The 24364-nt window shown below is 35.2% G+C and carries 23 protein-coding genes, 1 tRNA gene and 1 pseudogene; 4 read left to right on the top strand and 21 right to left on the bottom strand.

All coding sequences use genetic code 11. The features are described 5' to 3' along the window. The first annotated feature begins 352 nt into the window (after positions 1-352). The 4 genes from N2201_02095 to N2201_02080 all read left to right on the top strand — a co-directional run bounded on the left by N2201_02095 (position 353) and on the right by N2201_02080 (position 4384). Positions 353-1270, top strand: coding sequence for a hypothetical protein (locus tag N2201_02095; GenBank protein ID MCX7785010.1), 918 nt, complete (start codon positions 353-355; stop codon positions 1268-1270). A gap of 42 nt (positions 1271-1312) precedes the next feature. Continuing rightward, on the top strand, positions 1313-2314 hold the full coding sequence (gene tsaD / locus N2201_02090) for a tRNA (adenosine(37)-N6)-threonylcarbamoyltransferase complex transferase subunit TsaD (protein ID MCX7785009.1): 1002 nt from the start codon (positions 1313-1315) through the stop codon (positions 2312-2314). A gap of 452 nt (positions 2315-2766) precedes the next feature. Beyond that, on the top strand, positions 2767-3903 hold the full coding sequence (locus N2201_02085; GenBank protein MCX7785008.1) for a hypothetical protein: 1137 nt from the start codon (positions 2767-2769) through the stop codon (positions 3901-3903). A 55-nt stretch (positions 3904-3958) separates the two neighbouring features. Then, positions 3959-4384, top strand: coding sequence for a T9SS type A sorting domain-containing protein (locus tag N2201_02080; protein ID MCX7785007.1), 426 nt, complete (start codon positions 3959-3961; stop codon positions 4382-4384). 351 nt (positions 4385-4735) lie between these two features. Here N2201_02080 and N2201_02075 read toward each other — a convergent pair whose 3' ends face one another. From N2201_02075 to N2201_01975, 21 genes and pseudogenes are all read right to left on the bottom strand, one after another. Further along, positions 4736-5962, bottom strand: coding sequence for a hypothetical protein (locus tag N2201_02075; protein ID MCX7785006.1), 1227 nt, complete (start codon positions 5960-5962; stop codon positions 4736-4738). Positions 5963-6062: 100 nt separating this feature from the next. Next, positions 6063-6836 (bottom strand): annotated as a pseudogene (locus N2201_02070) (site-specific DNA-methyltransferase). Positions 6837-6946: 110 nt separating this feature from the next. Then, positions 6947-8002, bottom strand: a complete 1056-nt coding sequence (gene ispG / locus N2201_02065; protein MCX7785005.1) for a flavodoxin-dependent (E)-4-hydroxy-3-methylbut-2-enyl-diphosphate synthase — start codon at positions 8000-8002, stop codon at positions 6947-6949. Then, positions 8002-8565 (bottom strand): hypothetical protein, encoded by a 564-nt coding sequence (locus N2201_02060; GenBank protein MCX7785004.1) that lies wholly within the window; start codon positions 8563-8565, stop codon positions 8002-8004. The genes ispG and N2201_02060 overlap by 1 nt, the downstream gene beginning before the upstream one ends. Before the next feature lie 91 nt (positions 8566-8656). Continuing rightward, the gene (gene murA / locus N2201_02055) at positions 8657-9943 is read right to left on the bottom strand and encodes a UDP-N-acetylglucosamine 1-carboxyvinyltransferase (GenBank protein MCX7785003.1); all 1287 of its coding nucleotides are present in this window, start codon (positions 9941-9943) and stop codon (positions 8657-8659) included. Between the two features lie 28 nt (positions 9944-9971). Beyond that, positions 9972-10061 (bottom strand) — tRNA-Ser (locus tag N2201_02050). A 76-nt stretch (positions 10062-10137) separates the two neighbouring features. Then, complete coding sequence (locus N2201_02045; protein ID MCX7785002.1) at positions 10138-10905, bottom strand: segregation/condensation protein A; 768 nt, start codon at positions 10903-10905, stop codon at positions 10138-10140. Positions 10906-10966: 61 nt separating this feature from the next. Beyond that, positions 10967-12004 (bottom strand): DUF362 domain-containing protein, encoded by a 1038-nt coding sequence (locus N2201_02040; protein MCX7785001.1) that lies wholly within the window; start codon positions 12002-12004, stop codon positions 10967-10969. A gap of 9 nt (positions 12005-12013) precedes the next feature. Further along, on the bottom strand, positions 12014-13099 hold the full coding sequence (amrS, locus tag N2201_02035; protein ID MCX7785000.1) for an AmmeMemoRadiSam system radical SAM enzyme: 1086 nt from the start codon (positions 13097-13099) through the stop codon (positions 12014-12016). A 32-nt stretch (positions 13100-13131) separates the two neighbouring features. After that, positions 13132-13602: a PEGA domain-containing protein gene (locus tag N2201_02030; protein ID MCX7784999.1), complete on the bottom strand. Its 471-nt coding sequence runs from the start codon at positions 13600-13602 to the stop codon at positions 13132-13134. A 43-nt stretch (positions 13603-13645) separates the two neighbouring features. Beyond that, the gene (locus tag N2201_02025) at positions 13646-14086 is read right to left on the bottom strand and encodes a DUF177 domain-containing protein (protein MCX7784998.1); all 441 of its coding nucleotides are present in this window, start codon (positions 14084-14086) and stop codon (positions 13646-13648) included. Between the two features lie 20 nt (positions 14087-14106). Continuing rightward, complete coding sequence (locus tag N2201_02020; protein ID MCX7784997.1) at positions 14107-15102, bottom strand: MoxR family ATPase; 996 nt, start codon at positions 15100-15102, stop codon at positions 14107-14109. A 979-nt stretch (positions 15103-16081) separates the two neighbouring features. Continuing rightward, positions 16082-16696, bottom strand: coding sequence for a TRAM domain-containing protein (locus N2201_02015; protein ID MCX7784996.1), 615 nt, complete (start codon positions 16694-16696; stop codon positions 16082-16084). Positions 16697-16821: 125 nt separating this feature from the next. Then, a complete protein-coding gene (radA, locus tag N2201_02010) occupies positions 16822-18231 on the bottom strand; it encodes a DNA repair protein RadA (GenBank protein MCX7784995.1) in 1410 nt (469 codons plus the stop codon). Between the two features lie 62 nt (positions 18232-18293). Next, complete coding sequence (dnaB, locus tag N2201_02005) at positions 18294-19712, bottom strand: replicative DNA helicase (GenBank protein ID MCX7784994.1); 1419 nt, start codon at positions 19710-19712, stop codon at positions 18294-18296. 322 nt (positions 19713-20034) lie between these two features. Next, entirely contained in the window at positions 20035-20391 is a 357-nt protein-coding gene (locus tag N2201_02000; GenBank protein MCX7784993.1) for a hypothetical protein, read from the bottom strand. Between the two features lie 276 nt (positions 20392-20667). Next, positions 20668-21270 (bottom strand): guanylate kinase, encoded by a 603-nt coding sequence (gene gmk / locus N2201_01995; protein MCX7784992.1) that lies wholly within the window; start codon positions 21268-21270, stop codon positions 20668-20670. 30 nt (positions 21271-21300) lie between these two features. Continuing rightward, positions 21301-22209, bottom strand: coding sequence for a YicC family protein (locus tag N2201_01990; protein ID MCX7784991.1), 909 nt, complete (start codon positions 22207-22209; stop codon positions 21301-21303). 114 nt (positions 22210-22323) lie between these two features. Beyond that, a complete protein-coding gene (dtd, locus tag N2201_01985) occupies positions 22324-22761 on the bottom strand; it encodes a D-aminoacyl-tRNA deacylase (GenBank protein MCX7784990.1) in 438 nt (145 codons plus the stop codon). Positions 22762-22821: 60 nt separating this feature from the next. Beyond that, positions 22822-23439: a DJ-1/PfpI family protein gene (locus N2201_01980; GenBank protein ID MCX7784989.1), complete on the bottom strand. Its 618-nt coding sequence runs from the start codon at positions 23437-23439 to the stop codon at positions 22822-22824. Positions 23440-23832: 393 nt separating this feature from the next. Further along, positions 23833-24364, bottom strand: a 532-nt coding sequence (locus N2201_01975; protein MCX7784988.1) for a hypothetical protein, incomplete at its 5' end; no start/stop codon positions are given.

Here is a 24364-nt window from a genome sequence, read left to right as displayed (position 1 = left end):
ACCTAAATTATAGGATATAATTAAATGTTAGTCAATAATTCGTTTGACTAATTTTACTACTTTTTAAAAACTGCCACCGATTGGATTTAATGCCTACAAGATTATAGAATACTTAACAATGCAAAATGCTAAAATTGATTTCACTCCAAGAGATAATGTTAATATTTTGTATAAATTTAGGAGTGATATGTTAAAAATAAAGGTGCATCCTTCTATGATGCACGGATTTTAATAATAAGAAAAGAAGAACATACTTGTGAAATTATACAACTTATATATCAGCAAAAGAGAATATAATAAATCAACAAGCCCTATCTTGACAAATACTGTTAATTAAAGATAATAAGATACTTTGAGTAGACGACGACTGCGCATATTATTAAGTAATATTCCCTTTATAATTTTATCATTAATCTTAGCCCTTACCATCTGGGTCTTAGCAAATCTAATGCGACCTCAAACCATAAGTATTGATTTACCGATAAAATTTGTTAATTTGCCCCAACATTTAGTAGTCAAGCAAATCAGTGCTTCTAATGTCAAAGTTCAACTATCAGGTAAAGGCAGTGATTTCCTAAGATTGCTTTTGCACAAGCCGATTTACCAACTTGACTTAGCAATGATGCGACCGGGATTAAATCGTATCAAACTTGCTCCGGATGAACTAAGTATTGCAACGCCGGTTTTACTTAAGTCAACGACACCAGAATATGTTGAAGTCTTAATCGATAAACTTGAAAGCAAACCTGTAAGCGTGGTTGTTCCTTATCGACCTGATACTCAAAAAGGGTTTTATATCACTGATATAACTGTTTTAGATACACCAATCCTTTATGGTCCTGAAGAAGACATTCCGTTTATTCGACAAGTTGTTACCGAATCGCTATTGGTTTCTGAATTTACTCCAACAGAAATCATCCGCAAATTAAAAATAATTTCCCCAAAAGCCGATTATTTTAAGGTGATTCCCGAATCTGTAACCATTCGAGCAACCTTAGAAACTGAAGATACTCGTCTTTTTGTCGATGTGCCGATAAATATTATTCTTCCAATTCAGCATAAGGTAAGATTAGAACCGAAGACTGTCCAAATTGCGGTCCGCGGTCCGAAAAGTTGGATTCAAAAATTACAAATCAATGATATTAAAGTTCAAATCAATTTATCAAAATTCACAATCGGCGAATATCAAGAACCTGCTGAGATTATTCTACCCAAAGGTATCTTTTTGGTGCGTTGTGAGCCACAAATATTTAATATTAAAATATACTAACTTTTAATGAACAAATGTAAAAGTTAAAAATATGGTGTGACTATGATTTTCTTAGGAGTTGAAACATCTTGTGACGAAACCGGGGTTAGTGTTATTACTTATGAACCTGGAAAGAAATTGTCTATGGAAAATATTCTTGCCAATATTGTTTCTTCGCAGTATATCCATTCACAACTGGGCGGAGTAATTCCAGAACTTGCCTCTCGAGCCCATATTCAGTTAATAGCCCCAATAACTAAAACCGCACTGGCAGTTGCCAAAAAGACCTATCAAGATTTAGATGGAATTGCGGTGACTTATGGACCAGGATTAGTTGGCGCACTTTTAGTTGGGCTTTCATTTGCTAAAGCATTATCAATAAATCTTAACATTCCATTTGTTGGTGTTAACCATTTAGAAGGCCATATCTTTTCCTTATTCTTATCGTGTCCTGAACTTGAACCACCATTTATTAGTCTAATAATTTCTGGTGGTCACACAGAACTGATATTAGTTAAAGATTATTGCCAATATCAAACTTTAGGTTCAACTCAAGATGATGCTTGTGGAGAAGCCTATGATAAAGTTGCCCGTATGCTAAATTTACCATATCCCGGCGGTGCTTTTATAGAAAAATTAGCAGTGAATGGTTCGCGCACAATCAAATTTCCTATACCCCAAGTGCCAGGATATAATTTTAGTTTTTCTGGTCTCAAAACCGCAGTATTATATTATCTCAAAGCCACAAAAGACTATCGACCAGAAGATGTTGCCTGTAGTTTTCAGGAAACGGTTATTGATTTCTTATGGGAAAAAGTCAAAAAAGTAAGCAGTGACTATAAAATTAATCAGATAGGTGTTTCTGGCGGAGTTGCAATTAATAAAAGAATTCGCAGTCGGCTTTCAGAATATGGTGAAATATATGGCATAAAATTTTATTTTCCCCAACCCGTAATGTGCACTGACAATGGTGCAATGATTGCAATATGTGGGATTGAACGCTTCTTACGATTTGGCGCATCAGATTTATCCTTAACTCCTCAAGCCCGCATACTTCTTTTATAACTTCTATCCAATAATTCTATTTGATACGAACAATTTTACTTATCACCGCTTTTTCAAAGAGCCCTTTTATGATTACCCCTATGAGAATAAAGAGAGAAAAAAGCAAGGATAAAAATTGATATATATATCAATTAGTTATGTGAAGAAAGAATGTAAAAGTTTTACTTGATAAAATAAATTTGTTGTTGTAAGATTTAGGTAATGGAGACTATTTATGTTGAGTAAGATTTTTGAAGATAATAAGAAAAAGGTAGTAGGGAATGTTTTTTGCTTTTTGATGGTACTCTTATTATTTTACACAAATCTTTTTGCTCAGCAGGCAGATAACTTTATTAAATTATGATTAAACTTCGTCATTTCAGAAAGATCGATTTTGATGAAAATTTAGCTATTGCCAAATTTTCGATCCTATGTATGATTTAGTAGTATGATTTAGTAGTTGGAGAATAAAAATGAGGGATTTACATTTATATGTAAGGTCTTTAGTGGTGCTTTTAGCGATTATTGTATCTCTGTCCAGTTTTTGTAAGAGAAAACCGGAAGAAAATTATCTTGAACCAGTAAATGTATCAAATAATTCGGGACGATCAGAAAATCCTTCAATTGCAGTAGATTCAAGAGGAACAGTCCATTTGGTGTGGACCGATAATACATATGGTATACAACAAGGTAATCAATGGAATCAGGAAATTCTTTATGCTTATAAACCAGCAGGTGGAATTTGGTCAACACCAGTTAATATTTCTAATAACGCACGAGCATCCCGTTTTCCATGTATAAAAGTAGACGGAAATGATAATCTCCATTTAGTCTGGCAGGATGCATCACCAGATGGCTATTGGCGAATTTTTTACACATTTAAAATGATTAACAGTACTCCGTGGGAAACGCCAGAGACGATCTGCACATATTTAGGTGACGTTATCCCGGTGATAGATATTGATACGATTGGTAGAATTTTTATGGTTTGGCGTGTTGGCGGATATAATGATTATATTTTCTTTTCTATGAAAGATGTGAATGCCCTATGGACATCCCCGATTCCGATTACACCGCAGGGATACCATGCTAATCACACGATAACTGCAGATATAAAAGGAAATGTCCATGTTGCGTGGGATGAATGGGATGGTGGTTATGCCACAAAAGTTTTTTATATTATGAGAGATACGGCCGGCAACTGGACACAGCCTTTGGCAATTATCCCTCATAGATGGATGTCGTCTTCGCCTGTTTTAGTATCGGATAAGGAAGGGGGCATTCATATTGCATGGGTTGACACTGCTTTAATATATATGTGTAAGCCTCTAAATGAATCGTGGTCCGCACCTGAATTCCCAGCCTCTCAGGCTACGCCTTGGGGAATAGCTATTAACAACACCGGCACAATATATATAAGCTATGGTTCCACAAGATTAATAAAGAAACCAAAGAATTGCAATTGGTGTAATCCGATTTTAGTTTATAGGGGCGGTATCAAGGCGGCCGTAGTCATAGACAACACAAATGTAAAACACATGAGTTGGTACGGCACACCCCCAAATGGAACTGATTTCGATATTTATTATGTTGAAATTAAAAATTATTAAATTTTTGAGGAGGAAGATATGAAAAAAACCAATAATTATCAGTTGCATCTTGGTATTGCTTAGTATAAGCATAAATCGCTTATATGCTCATGGAGTTGCTACACATATCGCAGTTGGGCGAGCTACTTACTCGGTCTGGTATAATTATGACCGAGCATTCTACGATTCTCTGACAAAAACGCCTGCTAATGCGCGTGAGGTCGTGAATAAAATGTTATATCCACCAAAACCGAATCCATTAAGAACCAATACCGCAATTCGCTTTTCCCTCACCGCACCAAGTAAAGTTGACTTAAAAGTCTTTAATGCTTCAGGAAGACTGGTAAAGACTTTGGTTAATGAGTTTATCCGTCCTGGAGTTTATAACTTGATTTGGAATGGTAAAGATGACGAAGAACGAACAGTCAGTAATGGCATTTACTTTATCCAACTAAAGACAAAAGAATATGATGCAACCCAAAAGATGGTATTAGTAAGATAATAATAAGATAGGGGTGCAATCTTTTACACAGATTGCACCCACCAAAATCTTAAAACAGGTCCGACCTGCTAAAGATTTTTGTCTACCGGCCTGATTGACCGGGTAAGCAAAAGATTAGGCGACTTATTCTGTTATCTCATTGATAATCCGAAGGTTAAATCATTCGGTAACTTAAAGGACAATCTAAATATCTGTAGATTGGGCGGTTAGAAGGGTAAGCCGGTGGGTTGCCGAGGGGTATGCCCCTCGGCTTGCCCTCCGGCTTGCCGACCAGCTCACCTTGAGGATAACCGAGAGTACCCCTCAGACCAGTTAGTAAAAAAGATAACGAGTATAATTTTCACAAAATTATTATGTCCAATATTCTTTGATTAGACTTTTATCTTTATTAAACGCAAAGCATAGCTGTTTAATCGGACAATTTTGACATTTGGGCGAAGTATTATTTTTGCAATATTCTGTTCCAATTTTCATAAGTCCGTCATCAAAATCAGCGATCGAATAATGGTAGCCTTTTTTCTTCAGAATATATAAAATTAGGGTGGGCATTCTTTGTATTTCTGCAGCTCTTGGTGACATACCAATCTTTAGATAATTATTAACAATATCTTTGTAATATGTAAAAAGTTCGCTTTCCGGCTTAATTTTTTGAGTTTTTTTCCCTCTGATATTTGTCACTCTAATATAATAAGGCATACCTTCTTTCCCAATTCTCTTCTGAATAACATTCCATTTCTTATAATCTTCAAGATTAGCAAATTCTAATAAAAAACCAGTTCTAAACAAAACTCTTCCAGCATTACTGTCAAATGGCGTCTCATATGATATATCTGTCCATCCTGTATCATTTATTTTGTGTTTTACAAGATTAAAAACACTCACATACATTTTTGCAAATAGATGGCAGGCTTTATCACCGATTGCGCTACCCAAGCCATATCGATAATGGTCTTTTAGTCCCTGAGCCATTATTTCCGCCGAAGCATATGATTCTAAATAATCAATTAGTGGTTGTTTCGATTCCTTACCCTCTTTTTGTAAGTCGTTTTCTAAAAGTAAAGGAATACAAAGAGGAACACCCCATCGGTGAATACTATAATCTAAAACTTGTTTAATTGGAACTATCCCTCTGGAAGACTGGGCAAAAAAGAGATTATATTTGGTTGGTCTCGTATTCTGGCTTTTAGCCCATAAATTCGCTCTTATTGCTTTTACTGAATTATGTTTTTCTAAAATTTGGTCAATTGTAATTCCCAGTTCCTGGAAAAAATCTATCGGTCTGTGAAATATTCTGATTTCTCTTCTGTAAAGCGATGAAATCACTTGGCTTAATAATTCATTAACACCAACCATATCAGGACCTTGGTCTAAAACTGCCTTTAGGAGAAGATACCTCACCAATATTTCACGTCTTGAGAATTTACCGTCAAAATCATCAAGTCCACTGACATTTAATCTCCCATCCTGAAAGTAAAAATGTCTAAATGGTTCAATATTATATAATGAAGGTGCTTCTCTACTTTCTCGGCCTATTTTTGCTAAACTTTCGATTAGAATTTGTATTCTGTTTAAATCCATATTCTCCTCTTTTTTCCCGCACATCAAAAGTCATAATTATAGGAACTTTATCTTCTAATTCAGATTCAAACATATCGAGTGGCGCAAATTTCTTTAATTGTTCTGTGTCCTTAATTCGGTAGATATTTTTTTCTAATCGCTCTTTAGCAAAATCGTAATATTCTTTCACGATTTCAAATCCAATGAATTTTCTATTCATCATTTTACTTACTATTGCTACTTGTCCTGAACCTAAAAATGGGTCTAAGATAACATCCCCTTCTTCGCTTGAATACATCAAGATCTTTCTTATCAGTTCGAAAGGAAGTTTTGTCGGCGTTTTTTTATCGCCATTCCAATATTCTCGTTTAATGTACCAAACATCTTCTTTATCCCTATAATGTAAGCTTCGACCCTCTCTGTCTTTCGCTGTCTTATCATATCGAGCATAGGGGAAAAACTTTCGCTTTTTATCATTTTTACATACATAAAGACAATGATAATGGGATGTGACAAATCTCCTTTTTGTAACCACACCAAATTGATATTTCCAAATAATATGGTTGATTGTAATAAATTTTACTTGTTCAATCGCTATTAAAATATCTTTAAGATTATTCCATCCCGAGAATAGATACATACTTCCTGATTCTTTGAGAACTTTGTAAGCTTCTGTCATCCATTGGATTGTAAAATCTAAATATTGAGATTTCGGTATTTCGTTATAGCCTTCTAAAACTCGTGATTGTAAACGATGATAATTTGATTTTTTCGCCTCAAATTCAATGGCAAATGGCGGGTCGGTAATTATTAAATCAATGCTACCTGGTTTTATATAGCGCATCCCTTCTCGGCAGTCCATATTATAAATTCTATTTACTTCTAAATATCTCATATAATTATTTTTTGTTGCTGTTTGTATTCTAACTTAATGCATATAATTGTCAAGGCTTTCCATTTTACTAACTACCCGTTTTCGTCGAAAATTAGAAATCAGATTAATGATTAAGCGTTTGCTTGTGTGAAATCTTTTATTATTCTAATAAATTCTGAAATTAAATTCTCTTCTTTAACTTTTTTGATAATTTTTCCTTGTTTGAAAATAACTCCAGATTTTTTTCCGCAGGCAATGCCAAAATCGGCTGAACTGGCTTCTCCCGGCCCATTCACCACACATCCCATTACCGCAACTTTTATGGGCTTTTTAATCTGTTTTAGATATTTTTTCACTTGCTGGGCAATCCTTTCTAAATTCACTTCACAACGCCCGCAAGTTGGGCAACTAATCAAAACCGGCCCAAATTCTCTTTTTCCCAAACTTGTCAATATTTCTTTGGCTGTTTCTACTTCTAATATTGACGGACCGGTTAGAGAAACCCGAATTGTATCACCAATTCCTTGATTTAAAAGAATTGCTAATGCTGTTGTCGAACGCACTGCGCCTTCAAAAGGCAAACCGGCTTCAGTTACGCCAATATGTAAAGGGTAGGGATACATTTCCGCAAGTCGCTCATACACTTCAATGGTCTCTAAAGCATTAGCAGTTTTTGCGGAAAGCACAATATTAGTAAAATCTTCCTGTTCAAAAGTCTTAAGGCTTTGCTTAATACTTTCTAAAATTGCTTCAACCCCACGATTTTTATATTTAGTCAATATTCTTTTATCAATTGAACCTGCATTAACTCCAATCCGAATTGGAATATTCTTATCTTTTGCGGATTTGATAATTTCTCTAATTTTATATTCTGCACCAATATTACCGGGATTTATTCGTATCTTATCTACTCCGGCTTTAATACTTTCTAATGCTAAGCGATAGTCAAAATGAATATCTGCAACTATGGGAATTTTGGTTTCGGCTTTTATTTTAGGGATATTTTGGATTGCATTGGTATTAGGAATGGCAATGCGCACAATTTCGCAGCCCGCAGTTTCTAATCTTTTTATTTCTTGAATAACGGCAGAGCAATCTTCGGTCTTCGATTTTACCATTGATTGAATTCTAACTGGGGCTCCGCCACCAATTTGAACCGAACCGACCAAGACAGGAATCGTCTTCATTATTTTGTAGTTAAAGTTTGCTTTTTATTGGGACTTTTCCACCATTCCATAAAACATTTGCGTGAACAAAATCTTCTTGGTCGACCGATTCGTTTTCTAATATTAACAATTGATAGCAAAACCTTAAATTTTTTGCCGCAGGTCTCACAGGTTAAAGTCACCCGCGGGACTGATTTCAAAAAACAGCGCCAGCAACGATGTCCAGTTTTAGAAGACTTAGGCTTACCGCAGACGGGGCAATAGAATACCCTTTTCGGAAAGCTCGCGATTTTCTTATCATAGCATTTTCGGCAAATATAGGCATAGGTCGATTTTTCACCACCACAAATAGAACAATACCGATAACGCGGATTACCAAACTTTACTTTTCGCATCCGCGGTGTCGCAATTCCTAATTTATGTAAGATTTGACCGATTCTTTGACGACTCAAGCCTAACCTTCGTGCTACTTCGATTGCCGTACATTTTTGGTTCTTTATTAAATCAATTATTAAATCATAGCGGGCTTTTAATTTATTTGGTATCTTACTGCGAACGATTTTATTCTTTGGGTCATTCGGCATAAAAACCTCCTTTGATATTTCTTAATCCTGTTAAATTCCATAATAGATTGTAATTAAGGCATAAACTCAGAAAGATGAGTCTATTCATTTCTTATGCTTTAACTCTTTGCACCGAAGCACCTAAATTTTTGAGTTTAATCTCTAAGTTTTCATAACCTCGGTCAAGATGATAAATACGAGCAACTTCTGTTTCACCTTCCGCACATAACCCGGCTAAAACCAAAGCTGCGGATGCCCTTAAATCTGAAGCCATTACCTGCGCTCCAGTAAGTTTTTTGACTCCTTTGATAATCGCAGTATTGTTTTTGATTTCGATATTTGCGCCCATTCGGCTTAATTCTAAAGCATGTAAAAATCTTGATTGAAAAATGTTTTCGGTAATAATACTGGTGCCATCTGCAACAGTTAAAACTGCCATAAATTGCGCTTGCAAATCTGTAGGAAATCCTGGGTAAGGTGCGGTATCAATATTAACCGGTTTTAGTAAATCAGGTGCTTTTACTTTAATGGTTTTAGTCCGATGTTGAGTAGGAAGATTAGAATCAAAAGAAATCTCACAGCCAATGTTTTTAAGGGTCAATAATACCGCATCAAGATGCTCAGGATAGCAATTGTCAATTTCCACAGTACCCTTGGTAATTACTGCAGCACAGGCGAAAGTGCCTGCTTCAATTCGGTCAGGAATTGGCGTCCATTCCCCGCCATTTAATTCGTCAACTCCCTGAATTTTGATTCGTGAGGTTCCGGCACCTTCAATTTTAGCACCCAAAGAATTCAGAAAATTAGCCAAATCCACGATCTCCGGCTCTAATGCGGCACCAATAATGGTTGTTTCGGCTTTGGCTAAAGTTGCTGCCATCATTACATTAGCGGTTGCTCCGACACTCGGTCCCATATTCCCTTCTAAAAATATTTCCGTGCCGGATAATTTTGTGCAGTGAGCATCTATGTAGCCGTGCTCAATTTTTATATTAGCTCCCAAACTTTGCATTCCTTTTATATGTAAATCAATTGGTCTGGGACCGATAGCACAACCACCAGGTAAATAGACGCGTGCTTCGCCAAATCGGCTTAACAAAGGTCCTAATACATAGTATGAAGCACGCATTTTACTAACAATTTCATATGGCGCTTCCGGGACTAATTTATTTTTTGCCCATACGGTAATGTCATTGTCTTTAATTTTAACTTCAGCACCTAAAGATTTAAGTAGTTCTACCATTGTTTTGATATCTTGCACTAAAGGGGCTTCTTTTATAATGCAGGGTTTATCGGTCAAAAGACAAGCGGCTAACAAGGGCAAAGTGGCATTTTTGGCACCAGAAATCTTAACTCTGCCTTGTAACCTATTTCCGCCTCTAATTAATAATTTATCCATATTCGCGATATGCTATTTACTAATTTTACGGAGAGGGCGGGATTTGAACCCGCGGTGCCGCTTTTAACGGCACACACGATTTCCAATCGTGCTCCTTAGGCCACTCGGACACCTCTCCTAATAAAAAGTAATACTCTCAACAACCTATTCATTCCTAATTACCTTAAAATTTATTACTGGATAATTATATAATATTATTGGGAAATGTCAAGAGGTATTCTACGCTCTAATTCAATCTCGGCAAACTCGACGCTTTGCTTTACTCTAAGTTCTCCCAATCGGACTAATTCTAAGATGGCAATAAATAATATGACAATTTCACTAATTGTTTGTGCTTTAAGAGCAATTTCTGAAAAGAATAATTTCTGTTTATGAATAAAAATTTGGCGCAGTTCAGTAATTTTATCTTCTAATCGAATCTCAATAGGTTGAATTTCTAAAGTCGGTTTGGGTCTAATTTTTGATAATACATTTTGGAATGCAGATATTAAAAGATAAATATCACCACCTGCTTCGGGCAAAACTTCTAAAGGTGGTCCTTTGCGAGGAAATGATTCTAATCGTTTTGATTCTAAAGAACTTAAGAAACTCGCAATTCCCGCATATTTTTGAAATTCCGCCAACACGGTTTCAAGACTGATGGGTTGAGGGATTTCTTCTGGTTCTTGAACTTTGGGTAACATCTGTTGCACTTTAAGCCGGATTAAGACTACCGCCATTAATAAAAAATCTGAACTAAGCTCTAAATTCAATTTTTCAGTTTGCCGAAGATAACCAAGATAATCATCAGTAATTTTGGCAATGGGAATATCAAAAATATCAATTTCATCTTTTCTTATTAGATATAACAGTAATTCAATCGGTCCAGAAAATGTCTCGGTCTGGATATGATATTCGGTTTCTTTTAATTGGATTGGTTCTTGTTGTATTGGCGAATCTTCGGAATTGTTCAAGTTATCCATTATCTCTCTACCTTACAATCTCAAATTTGCTTTAGTGGTATATCTTTAGAAATAATTTTTATCATTGCTGGATTTCACAAATTTCATATTGTCTATTGCCTAAGCCTAATTGTTCACAATATGCTAATAAAATTTCCGGGTTTATTTCTGAATACAATTCATTTATTTTATTTTTCGTTCGGTCCCAAACTGCTTGGTCGCACGCAACAGGGTCTAAAGAAATAAAAAGACCGATGTCCGATAAAATTGGTTTTTCGGTTCTATCCATACAGTCACAATTGGGAGTGATTTTTAAGGCAAAATTACAATGCAAAGACACTCTATTTTTGAGAATTGCCCAGGCATATTCAGCCATTTTTTTTTGCGTTAGTTCTGAACTTTCATTCCAATTAATCTTAATCGCATTTTCTGGACAGACTTCAACACAACTGGCACAACCAACACAAGTTGAACTGATTTCAGCACCCTTATCTGATATGATAATTGCATCAGTGGGACAGACGGAAACGCAGGTTTCACATTTATTACATTTATCTAATTTGACAAAAGGTTTTGTTTGTGAATGCATTTCTAATTTGCCACCTTTAGCAGAGAGTCCCATGGCAATGTTTTTAATTACGCCGCCAAAACCGACAACAAAATGGCCTTTGAAATGTGCTAAGTTGATTAAGGTATCATAATCTCTTAGCCCGCGGGCAATTTTTGCATTACGAATATAATTTAAACTAACCTCAATTTCCTCGAACGCTTCTCCTCTTTCGCCATCTAAAATTGCGATTGGCGCGCCAACATTGTTTTCATTAAAACCATGTTCATAAGCAATTTTAATATGAGATATCCGATTTTGGCGTTGACCGCGATAAAGCGTTGAGGTTTCAATTAGTGTTGGGTTTTTGCCTTTCGCTTTTACTAAATCTACAAACATTTTAACATATTTAGGTTCTAAGTAATTATTATTACCGGCTTCACCAAAGTGAACCTTAATTCCAATATTTTTTGCGTTTATTAATTGAAAAATAAAATTTGTATTAACTACTGCCTGGTTTATAGAAACAGCATTAATTTTATTAACAGGGATGTAATAGACTGTACTTTTCACTATTCTTAATTACTTAAATAATCCATAAATTTTCGTGCCACAAAATTTACATTTATTATTAATAATATTATTTTCCACAATTGAGTAGCCCTGTCTTTTTAATAGCAATTTGGCGCAGGTCGGACAATAAGTATTATCATATTTATGACCTGGAACATTGCCAATATAGACATATTTCAATCCCGTCGATTGAGCAATTTTTACTGCGCGCTCTAATGATGAAATCGGTGTTGGTGGTAGATTTTGTAACTTGTATTGAGGAAAGAAACGCGTGAAATGAATTGGAATCTCGGTGCCTAAATTTTCTTTTATCCATAAACACATTTCTTTTATCTTATTAGTATCATCATTTAATGTTGGCACGACTAAATTGACGATTTCTAAATGGATACCTTCTTGTTTAATCGTTTTGCATGCTTCTAAAACTGGTTGTAAAGTAGTCTGGCAGACCTCTTCATAAAATTTTTCGGTAAAACCTTTCAAATCAATTTTAATTGCATCTACCACTTTACATAATTCTTTTAATGGTTCCGGATTAATATATCCTGCGGTTACGACCACAGTTTTTATCCCGGCTTTTCTGGCTAATTTTGCAATATCATACATATATTCATAAAAGACTATCGGCTCGGTATAGGTAAAACAGATAATCTTCAAATTCTTCTCTTGAGCAGTACGCACGACATCTTCTGGTGTCATATAATAGTTTTCTATATCCTCAACTGAAACCTGTGAAAGTTGCCAATTCTGACAGTATTTACATCGCTGGTTACAACTAACAGTTGCTAAAGTTAATCTCATTTCACCCGGCAAAAAATGGTAGAATGGCGCTTTTTCAATCGGTTCAATGCCTATACTGCAGGGACGGTTATAAACTATTGAATATAAAGTTCCGTTGCGGTTTTCCCGGTTTCGGCAGAAGCCCCGTTTTGTAGGCAAAATTACACAATATCGCGGACATAACTCGCATAAGACCCGTTGATTATCCAGTTTTTTATAAAACATTGCTTCTTTACCCTTAATTCTATTGGTCTCAGCAACAATAAAAGAAAAGGACGCAATAGTTATAATTACCAGAATTGTAATTATTAACATAAGTCGAGACCAAAACTTTTGAAATTGCAATTTTAGTCTCCAGATACCAGATTAGCGACAAAATAACCAATTAGAAAGGCAAATGAGAATCCAGTTCCAAGACAACAAGTAGTTAGCAATTTCGCTTTTGTTGGCGTGCGATTTATTTTCGGTAGTGAGAAGAAAATTTCGATGTTTTGATTGGAACTAATTTTAACCCGCTTTGTTCCGGCTCCTGCTTTACTCAAATCCCATAATGCGGAAAGTCGGGAAGCAAGACTACCACTTGTAAGGCGCCAATACTTTTGTTCAATCGTATCAGAAGAAAAGATACTAATACTATATTCTCCTGGTTTATAGGGATAATTTATAATTGGTGTCGTTCCTATAAAATCACCATCTAAATAAATTCTTAATCCACTCGGCTCAGAATATACCGATAAAAATCCGTTATCCTGTGCTCCTAATCGAAAACAAACTATTATTAAACCTAAGACCACATATAAAATTAACTTAACTTTCATATTTTTTCAAATTAACAATAACAGTGAAACAACTTGTATGCTTTCATTCAGTGTTTTCTTCAATTCCTTTGCAATCCGGGCTACACCAAGGAGCTAAAGGAATTGCTAATTCGACGGTGTCTCGCATAACTCCGGTAAGATTAATAAAATCCGAATCATAATATTCGCGGTCAAAGTCAATGTCTTCTAATTGTTGGAAATAGTCTTTAATCGGTTCTTTTCCCCTAATATATTCTTGATAAACCTTCTCAGAAAATTTCTGCTCAAAAACTTTAAGGCAGTTTGAACAGACAAGTTTTATTGTAAAGTCAATAAAACCGGTCAAAATAATTGAGTTGGCATTACGATATAAGTCAAAGGTCAATCGGACTGGACCGATTAGGTCTAAATTGGTAATCTCTAATTCTTCTGCTGATACTACAAGGTCATATCTCATTTTTTCAGTTTTTATCTTTAAGACATTAAAAATTAATTGGCTTTTCATAGCAATCCTACTTTGGTTTTTTATTCAGGTTTTACTAAAATTAATCTCCGAATAATTTCATCGGCTTTGATACCTTCAGCTTCAGCGTTGAAATTAGTTACGATTCGATGGCGTAGAACTGCTTGAGCAACTGATTTGATATCTTCACGGTCAGGTGTGTAACGGCCCTCTAAAATTGCGCGCGCTTTTGCCCCAAGTATTAAATATTGAGAGGCACGTGGTCCAGCACCCCAACTCACCCAATCATTAATAAACTTCACTTTACCATCTTGAGAAGGACGAGTGAGAGCAACCAGTTCCACAGCATATCTTATGACATCATCCGCAACCGGGACTCGCCGGACCAATCTCTGAAGGTCTAAGATTTCAGTGCTATTAAGCACTTTATTCAATTGAGGTATATAAGCCGATGTAGTTGTCTTGACAATTTCCAGTTCCTCTTCAATTGAAGGATAATTTATATAGATACTAAACATAAACCGGTCTAACTGTGCCTCAGGTAAAGGATAAGTTCCTTCTTGTTCAATTGGATTTTGTGTTGCTAAAACAAAAAATGGCGAGGGTAACTGGTGAGTAATACCTGAGACCGTAACTTTACGCTCTTGCATTGCCTGTAATAATGCTGACTGTGTTTTTGGTGGTGTCCGATTAATCTCATCGGCTAAAACAATATTCGCAAAAATTGGACCCGGCACAAAACGAAAATTCCTTTTTCCTCTTCCTGGGTCCTCTTCAATAATTTCCGTGCCCGTGATGTCAGACGGCATTAGATCTGGAGTAAATTGTATCCGATTAAAAGATAAATCTAAAACTTGTGCTAAGGTATTGATAATCAATGTCTTTGCTAAACCAGGAACACCTATTATCAATCCGTGCCCATTTGACAAAAGGCAAATAAGAATTTCTTCAATAACTTTTTTCTGTCCAACAATTACTTTTTCAATCTCGCGTTCAATTTTTTTTCTTGCCTCAGCGAGCACTTCAACTGCTTCGATATCCGATAAAGTTTTGCTCATTACAAGCCCCCTATAAATACATCTTTATCAATCGACAATTAATTCATAATTTACTTGTGACTTGATATTCTTTGTTAATTTGAGAATAAATCTAAAAAGTGAATTTATAGATAAACCTAAAAACAAAAAACTCACTTTTTGTCTTCTTTGTCTTAAATTACTGCGCATAAAGATTACTTGCATTTGGGTTAGACTATTTAATAATATTGTATAAATCTTACCATTTTTGAATAAATTTGTCAACATTATTATTTTTGAGCAGAATATAATATTTTGTGTAAATTCTAACTTGAGATATTAAAAATAAGGGTATAATCTCCTATGATAAATAACAATTTTAATAACCAAAAAAGGAGAACACACCTATGAATATATAACTTACATTTCAGCAAGAAAATAACCCATGGCTAATAACCAACGATTATTTACACGAAGAGCAAAAACCACCAATGGTTATTTCAAGCCATATAAGAAATCCTGAAACAATTGTTACAAAGCACCATGCAAGTAGAATATGATGGGATAATCAAAGCCGAAGGTACTTGTATAATATTTTATATAAATTTAGATTTGTCATGTTAAGAATAAAAGAACATCTTATATTTCGGACAATTTTAATAATAAGAAAAAATGAGAACTTACCTGATGGAAAAAATTTACACCAAATTCTTGACGCTACTTTTTTGATTATAATTAACTGAATGAACATTTTTGTAAGAGAAATTTCGTCTGAATTTCTGATTAATTTTGCTGAGTCGGTATTAGCAATGTCCGTAATATTGAAATAATGTATACACGAAATACCTTAGGAAAGGATTGAAACTTAATTCAATTTATTTAATACCCTAATCAAAAATAGGGTAAAGGTATCTCTTATTAATGACTGATTTCCTATTATATCTGGACTGGTGTTGAGATTTTATTTCGTTGATTTTTTTGTTTTGTAAATATTCTGAAAATACGACTCAAGAATTTTTTCTTATTTTACCTCGATATATTTAGGTCGCGCAAAAATAAGTTTTCCCACAGTTGTTTCTAACGAGCCTTGAACAATAACTTCGATTTCTTTGCCAATGGATTTTGCGCCTCCAGCAATAATAACTTTAGTTCCGCTTTCTAAATAACCAATACCTTCATCTAATTCTTTACCTTTTTTTGTTACCATTACTTTTAATTCAGTTCCGGGCAAATAATCTGGTTTAAGAATTTCATACAACTGATTCAGGGCGATAATTTTCAGTTCAATACGATTGGTATCCGACATTGCAGTAATCAAATTCTCTTTTATTTCATAGGTGGTAGTAATAATAAGTGGTTGATATCTTTTTATTAATTGAGTAAATTCTTGTTTATTTAACTGTTTATTAATTACAATTATGTTTTTCTTTTGGATATCTTGGATTCGAATTCTATTTTCATTAATTCGGGTGATACTGGCTTCATCCAAATTAACTTGTTTATGTAGTAAAGCTAACGGTTCGGTCAAAAGAATAAATTTACCAGTAATTAAGCCACTTTTAATAATACCAACAATTCTGCCATCAGCCAGAGCATGGCAGTCAAATAAATATGTCTTCTCTTTCCTAAAAAGCATAAAAACTCCTTAAATTCTAACTTTTTGATTGTCATGATAAAAGTCTATTAATATATCATGATAAAAGTCTATTAATATATTTCTTAGTGCAAAATTCCAATGGATTTATTCTAACAATCATTATTCTAAATTATTCCGAGCACTTCTAAGGCGTCACGCACAGTGTTAACGCCGATTGTTTCAATGCTTATTTTATCCGTAACATCTTTCATAAAACTATATGCCGGTCCGATAATTTGATTAAACCCCATTCGGGCACACTCATTAATTCGACTTTTCATTTGCACAACCGGTCTAATTTCACCTGATAATGACACTTCGCCAACAATCGCAATATTACTGGCTATTGGTTTATTTTTATAAGTCGAGGCGATTGCAACCATTACGCCTAAATCGGCTCCGGGTTCAGAAATCTTTATACCACCACTGGTGTTAATAAAAACATCATGATTTCCGACATTAATACCGCAGTATCTTTCTAATATACATAGTAACATAGCTAAGCGTCGCAGGTCTAATCCGGTTGTAATTCTTTGAGGAAACGAGTAGTAGCTTGGTGCGGTAAGTGCTTGCACTTCTAAAAGAATCGGTCTACTACCTTCAATCGTTGGAATTACAACTGAGCCAGCAATCTTTTTGCTGTTATCAAATTTATGTCTGGAAAGCGACAAAAATAAAAGTGATGGACTTTCCACTCCTGATAGACCTTGTTCAGTCATTTCAAAAACACCAATTTCTTGGGTTGAACCAAAACGGTTTTTAGTTGCTCGCAGGATGCGATATTGCTGAAACTTATCACCTTCGAAATAGAGCACAACATCTACAATGTGTTCTAAGGTTTTTGGTCCAGCAATTGCACCGATTTTAGTAATATGCCCAATAATAATAGCGGAAGTTTTTAGGTTTGTTTCTATTGCTTCCTTTTTGATTACGCGCATAATCTCAGCAGTGCATTCGCGAACTTGAGCCACACTGCCTGGTGCGGATGCCAGATTAGAACTATAAATAGTCTGGATAGAATCAATAACGACTAAAATAGGTCGGATTGAATGAATGTGAGATAAGATACTTTCAAGTTCATTTTCGGCTAAAAGATATATCTTATCATTGGATATGCCTAAACGTTCGGCATGAAGTTTGACCTGTTCTATGGACTCTTCACCTGTTATATAAAGGACCTTATTTGTCTTCGATAGTTGGGAGATAGCATTAGCAATTTGTAAAGTGAGAGTAGTCTTTCCGATGCCTGGTTCGCCACCGATAAGGATTACAGAACCAGTAACAATACCGCCGCCTAAAACTTGGTCTAACTCTTTAATGCCAGTAGTATATCGTAATTTTTCCGTTGCGGTAATCTGCGATAAGATTACTGGTTGATTTTTTAAGGTCTTAGTAGTCTTATGTTCTTGAGTCTTTGTCCGAATTTCTTCAACTAAAGTTCCCCACCCCTGACAAGCCGGACACTGACCTAACCATTTTATACTTTCCGCACCACAAGATTGGCAAACAAATACTGTTTTTGACTTTTTAGTCATTAGGCCAAATTATTGACAAGTTATTTATAATTTGAATCAAGCATTGCATAGTAATAGAAAAATTATTCTTCACCGATAATCGGCTCGGGCACTTCTTCCTTGGTTAATTTTTCGAATCTCATAGTTTCTTTAAGAAAGGATAACTTAATTGTTCCGGTTGGCCCATTTCTTTGTTTTGCAATAATTATTTCAGCAACTCCCGGCTCAATATTTTTTATAAAATCGGCATATACTTCCGAGCGATATAATAATAAGACAAGGTCAGCATCTTGCTCAATTGCGCCTGATTCTCTTAAATCTGCCAGTTGTGGTCTGCGGTCTTCACGTCGCTCAGGTAAGCGAGAAAGTTGCGAGAGCGCAATCACAGGTACATTTAACTCTTTGGCTAATGCTTTCAGTGCTCGGGAAATGTCAGAAATTTCTTGTTGTCGATTTCTTTGACTTGAAGGCGGACCAATTGGTTGACAGAGTTGAATATAGTCGATAATTATTAAGGCTAATCCGACTTCGGCTTTAAGTCGTCGGGCTTTCGCTTTGATCTCTAAAATTCGAGGCGAAGGCGAATCATCAATATATATTGGTAGTTGTTTTAATGAAGATGAAATATTAGTCAAGTTTCTCCAATCAGCATCCGACAATAAAAATCCTTTTCTGAGAGTATTAAACGGAATGCGTGATTTAGCACAAATAATTCTTTCGATTAAAGTTTCTGTCGTCATTTCTAAAGAAAAGATCGCAACTGGTTGTTTATAGTGATCAGCGACATTTAAACCGATATTTAAAGCGAATGCAGTTTTTCCCATAGCAGGTCTACCCGCAATAACAATAAAATCACCTGGTTGTAAACCATTGGTCATCTCATCTAATTTATCAAATCCTGTCTCATAGCCCATTGCTGACCGAGTTCTTTTGGAATATCGTTCCTCGAGTTTTTTAATTATGGGGTTAAAGACTTCTTTTATTTCCACCAGTCCTTTTCTGATGCCCCTTTCTTTAATTTGAAAAATCAGATGTTCGGCACGGTCTAAAAGTTCGTCGGTTGGCTGAGTTGGGTCATAACTTTCTGTAATTATTTGAGTTGCCGTCTGAATTAATTTGCGTTGTATCGATTTTTCTAATACTAATTTGCAGTGTTCTTCAATATGAGCAGTTGTCACTGTCATATCAATCAATGTGGAGAGATATTCTTTTCCACCGACATTATCAAGTTCTTTCATTCTGGACAGTTCTTCTGCCGTAGTTAATAAATCAACTTGGACATTGCGCTCAAAAAGATTAGTTATCGCTCGGAAAATCTGCCGGTGAGATTGAAGATAGAAATCACTCTCAGAAACCAATTCCAAAGCCTTTACAACTGCTTCTGGGTCTAAAAGCATCGCACCTAATACTGCTTGCTCCGCTTCAATTGATTGCGGTAACGTTTTTTGGATTTGAGCCGCAACTGAAGTTAAGGCTGATTGACTACTATTCTTTTCTTTCATTTCTATTCTCTAAAAAGTCTATTAATAAATATCTAATTTCTATAATAATTTCATCGCGTATCCGAGAGGTCGTTAAATTTCTTAATATAATCCAATTTCCAAATTATTATTTTCCGTCATCAAAAAAACTCTCGAATTTTGGTTAAGAATTTAAATGAACTCATAAACTTAATGGTCATAAAATCTATATCAAGAATCGAAGAAAAACACATTCTGTTCCAATCACAAAGCAAAATTTATCAAAGTTTGGGTGAATATAATTGCTCTATAATTTCTCATAACTTTTTTACTTACCAATCAGATTAATTTTGCCATCCGACCATTATTCTTTCGAGCGTAGGACTCTTTTTAGGCCAGCAATGTAAGGATTAGTTTCTTCTTTTTCCGCAATAACTACTTTTTCGGTAATGGTAATCTGAGCAACATTTTCAACATCCGGCTTCGTTTTTGGAGAGGCCATATCTTTAATATTGCGTGCTCGTTGCCTCGATGTCTCTTGAGTTATTGACGATTTTGTTGATGTTAAATTGTCTTCGTTCTCAATTTCAGAATGAGGAACTTTAACCGATGGCGTTTTTTGTGCTTCAAGAATTTTTCGTGACTCCTTTGCTGCCTTCAGTAATGCAAGATATTTATTAGGAAATTTTTTCCAAATTTCTTCTATTTCAACATATTTCATACCACTCCTTTCTAACAATTCATAGAGAAACTTCTGAAAAAGATACTCTTCTGCTATTGACCCCAATGGTCTTTAATTCAAAGAATGAAAATTTGTAGCAGATGAAGAAGATAACCGATATAGTCTTGGAGTTAATAGATAAAAATCCATTTAGCCCTATCCGGTATTGGATAAGGTCACGGAATTCCCTTTCGGTTTGCTGAATCTTCTTTAATGCGGATATATTGTCGATGCGGATGTATCCTTGGAGTGTATTGTAACGCTTTTTCAGAGTTCTCATAGAACTAATCTTGACACTTTTAGTCTCTCAGCTCGAATAATTGCTAAAAGGTCGTCAATTGCTTGTTTTAAGTTTTTATTAATGATTAAATAATCAAATTGCGGTATAACTTTCATTTCTTTTTCTGCTGAAGCGAATCGTTTTTGTAACTGTTCCCAACTACCTTTATCTCGATTTTTTAACCGTAGCCATAATTCTTCCATCGATGGTGGCAAAATATAAATACTCACGGTATGGGACCAAAACCGTTTTAAGGCTTTAACGCCTTTAACATCTAAGTCCATTATTACATCTTTTCCTTGTTGTAATTTCTCTTCAATGGGTTTTTTAGGTGTGCCATATCGAGCATCATAAATTTTAGTATGTTCTAAAAGCCCACCAGATTTAAGCAACTGATTGAACTCTTGCTCGGTAACAAAATAGTATTCACGACCGTTTCGTTCCTTAGGTCGTTTGGGTCGTGTTGTGACTGATATTGAATACCAGATATTTTTGTCGCGTGCTTTAGCCGCATAACACAAGGTCGTTTTGCCGGCGGCTGAGGGCGATGCCAAAACAAAGATAATCGATTTTCGCTTAACATTAAACAATCGTGTCATTATCATTTTTTAGATGATGGTAATTTGAAGTTATTCCACATTTCGCACTTGTTCTTTTAAGGCGTCGATTTCTTCTTTTATCGCAATACCATCACGACTAATTGCCGTATCTCTTGCCTTGGCTAACATTGTTTCGGTTTCCCGAAGCATCTCAGAAAGGATAAATTCCAATTTTCGTCCGACACTTTGCGTCCGTTTCGACTTTATTGTTCGGATAAAGGTTTTTGTGTGACTTAACAATCGGATTCGTTCCTCAGTTATATCACTTTTAGTTAACGGCACTAACTGATTTTCAATATCCTTATTATTATCAGCTTGCGGAGAAATCATCCGTTCTTCAAGGATTTTTTCCTTAATTTCCTGGCGCACGATTTTGGTTCGTTTTTCAATATCTTTTAATAATTTAAGGATATTATTGACTCGCTTAATAAAATCCCGATACAAAAAATCTCCTTCTTCTCGTTTCATTCTGTTTAGCGCAGTAAGGGCTTTAACTAAAGCACTCTTTGTGCGGGTCCAGAGCATTTCGTTTTTATTAACTTCGTTTGTCTTGGCCGGAATGACTATACCAGGAAATGATATAATTGTATTAACATTCAACTCTCCGGATATATTATACTCATCTTTTAATTTTTTACTTATCCGAAGTAAATTATTTAGAAGGTCTGTGTCCAAGGTTAACAACCGTGGCTGGCTATTATTCAATGTTTTTTCATTATCCGCACCCTGAATCGTAACTGATAATTGTAATGTTCCGCGAAAAACATTTTGTCGGACAATTTCGCGAATTTTATTCTCATAGCCATCTAAAATTGGGGGTAATTTCATATTCAATTCTAAAAACCGATGATTACTCGAGCGAATCTCCCAGGTGATTTTGATACCGCGTTGCGGAATACTCGCTTCTGCCCGGCCAACACCGGTCATACTTCTAATCATAGTTAAGTTCTCTTTCGTTGAATTAACTTTTTCACTCTATTGGTGAATGTTTTTACTATTTCTAATTAGGCATCAATTTTAAATATCGGAATGAGGTTAATTTCAGATTGCAACTTAGACTTCTAAAATAATAGTTACTGGTCCATAATTATTCAACACCACATTCATTTTAGCACCGAAGATACCGCTTTTCGTTTTGCAACCCAGATATTGTAGTTCCGCAATGAATCGTTCGTATAATTGACGGGCAGAATCCCAAGCCATAGCATCTGTAAACGAAGGTCGATTACCTGAAGAACAATCTGCATAGAGCGTAAACTGCGATACCACCAAAATTTCACCCTGGGTTTGCATTAGCGAAAGATTCATTTTGCCTTGTTCGTCTTCAAAAATTCTTAGGTTGCTAATCTTTTTGGCTAATTCTATACACTTTATTTCATTATCTGATTTATGGATTCCCAAAAAACATAGTAGTCCGTTATCTATTTTTGCAACTTCCTTGCTCTCAACTATGACTGATGCTTGCAGGACTCGTTGGATAACTGCTTTCATTAAATTATTGATAAGTGTTTTTAACTCTTATAACTTTTCCTACAGTCAAAAAAATTTTTATTATGGCTTTATCTTTCCAATCTTAGTTGCGATTGCTTTAGCAAAATTCATCGCCGCATCAGGACCTGAAGCGGTAATAATATTATCCGAAACGACAACATCGCTTTTTACATAGATTACACCATATTTTTTAAACTCATTTAAGGTAAATCGGTCTTGAAAAACTGTGGCTTTTTTGCCTTTTAAGATACCGGCGCGGGCAAAAGTTATCGGAGCAATACATATCGCAGCCGCAATTTTATTAGGCTTCGAAGCAAAATGCTTAACTAATCTATGCACTATTGGGTCATCCCAGTAAATAGATGCTCCTGTTCCACCAACTAATATTAACCCATCATAATTTAAGGTATCAATCTCTTTTATTGTAAGTTGTGGTTTCAGTGCTAACCCCAGCATTCCTGTCGCAAGAATCGTGTCTCGAGACGCAACTTTTACTCTATGACCGATTTTGGTTAAAAATTCATATGGAACCCTAAACTCTTCATCACGAAAAGCACGCGGCGCAATAATCATAATAAATCTTTTACCTTCTTTAACTTTTAACGAATCGGTCTCAGCGAATAGGAAATAGAATAAAACTATTTGACTGCCTAAAATTAAATATAATGCTCTCTTCATTAGCATCAGTTTCAATTAGTTAGTATGAGTTTTCTTTTAATTCTTAAGTGGATTATTGAATGGTAGCAAATCACACGACTGAAAATATAATAATCGTATAATTTGCTATCATCACATCACACTTGCATAATATATTAACAGAAATTTATTATGATGTCAAGATTAAAATATAAGACTGAAAATCTGCCCAAAGACGCTAAATTTGTATAAAATATTTCATAATTGCAATGAATCTATCGGAGTTTACGAATCCAGCAATATATCTGATTATTATGATATGGCTTAAATCTATTCTTTCTTAATGATAAACAATTCATCCAACGCTATTAATTGCAAAATTAATGCTAAAATAAAAGGGAGTATACTTTCACATAAATAGTATTGAAATTATCTTTATTCTTTTATCTTTGGTTTTGTCTGATTAATTTTAAGAAATCTGTCATTTTTACTATTAGGAGGTAGAATATTTTTGGTCAAGGAAGAGAGTCGCGACCTCGGTTTTAAGCGCATATCTGCTTTGGGTTCGTTTTTATTATTAATTTTTTCTTTGCGGTTAGCAATTAGTGGCCGATAAAATTTAGTCGTATCAACTCTAATATCTCCCGAGTCATTATTATAGAACCGGTTATATCTTCTCAGACTATCTGGGTCTAAAGTGCTATTACGCAAAATCATTCCCCAACCACGGCCATGGCAAATTTGAGTATTAGTAATTCTTGGCGCCGAATTTTCACAAACAATATTAGCTGGACCGTAATTATGATTATTATCGCCGCCATATTGGACAATACAATGATTAAGCCGGGTCAGATAGTCATTGGTTCCATCATCAAAGACAATCCCACTCCAGTAACCGGCTTCTTCTTCAGCAGTAAAAATAATATTTCCCGCACTGCCATCTGCAATCAAGGTTCCTGCTTCTACT

The sequence above is a fragment of the candidate division WOR-3 bacterium genome (assembly GCA_026418155.1).
Classification (GTDB): domain Bacteria; phylum Hydrothermota; class Tepidihabitantia; order Tepidihabitantales; family CAIPLT01; genus JAOABV01.
The sequence above is the reverse complement of the archived record's forward strand: the minus strand, read 5'-3'. Positions and strand labels throughout refer to the sequence as shown.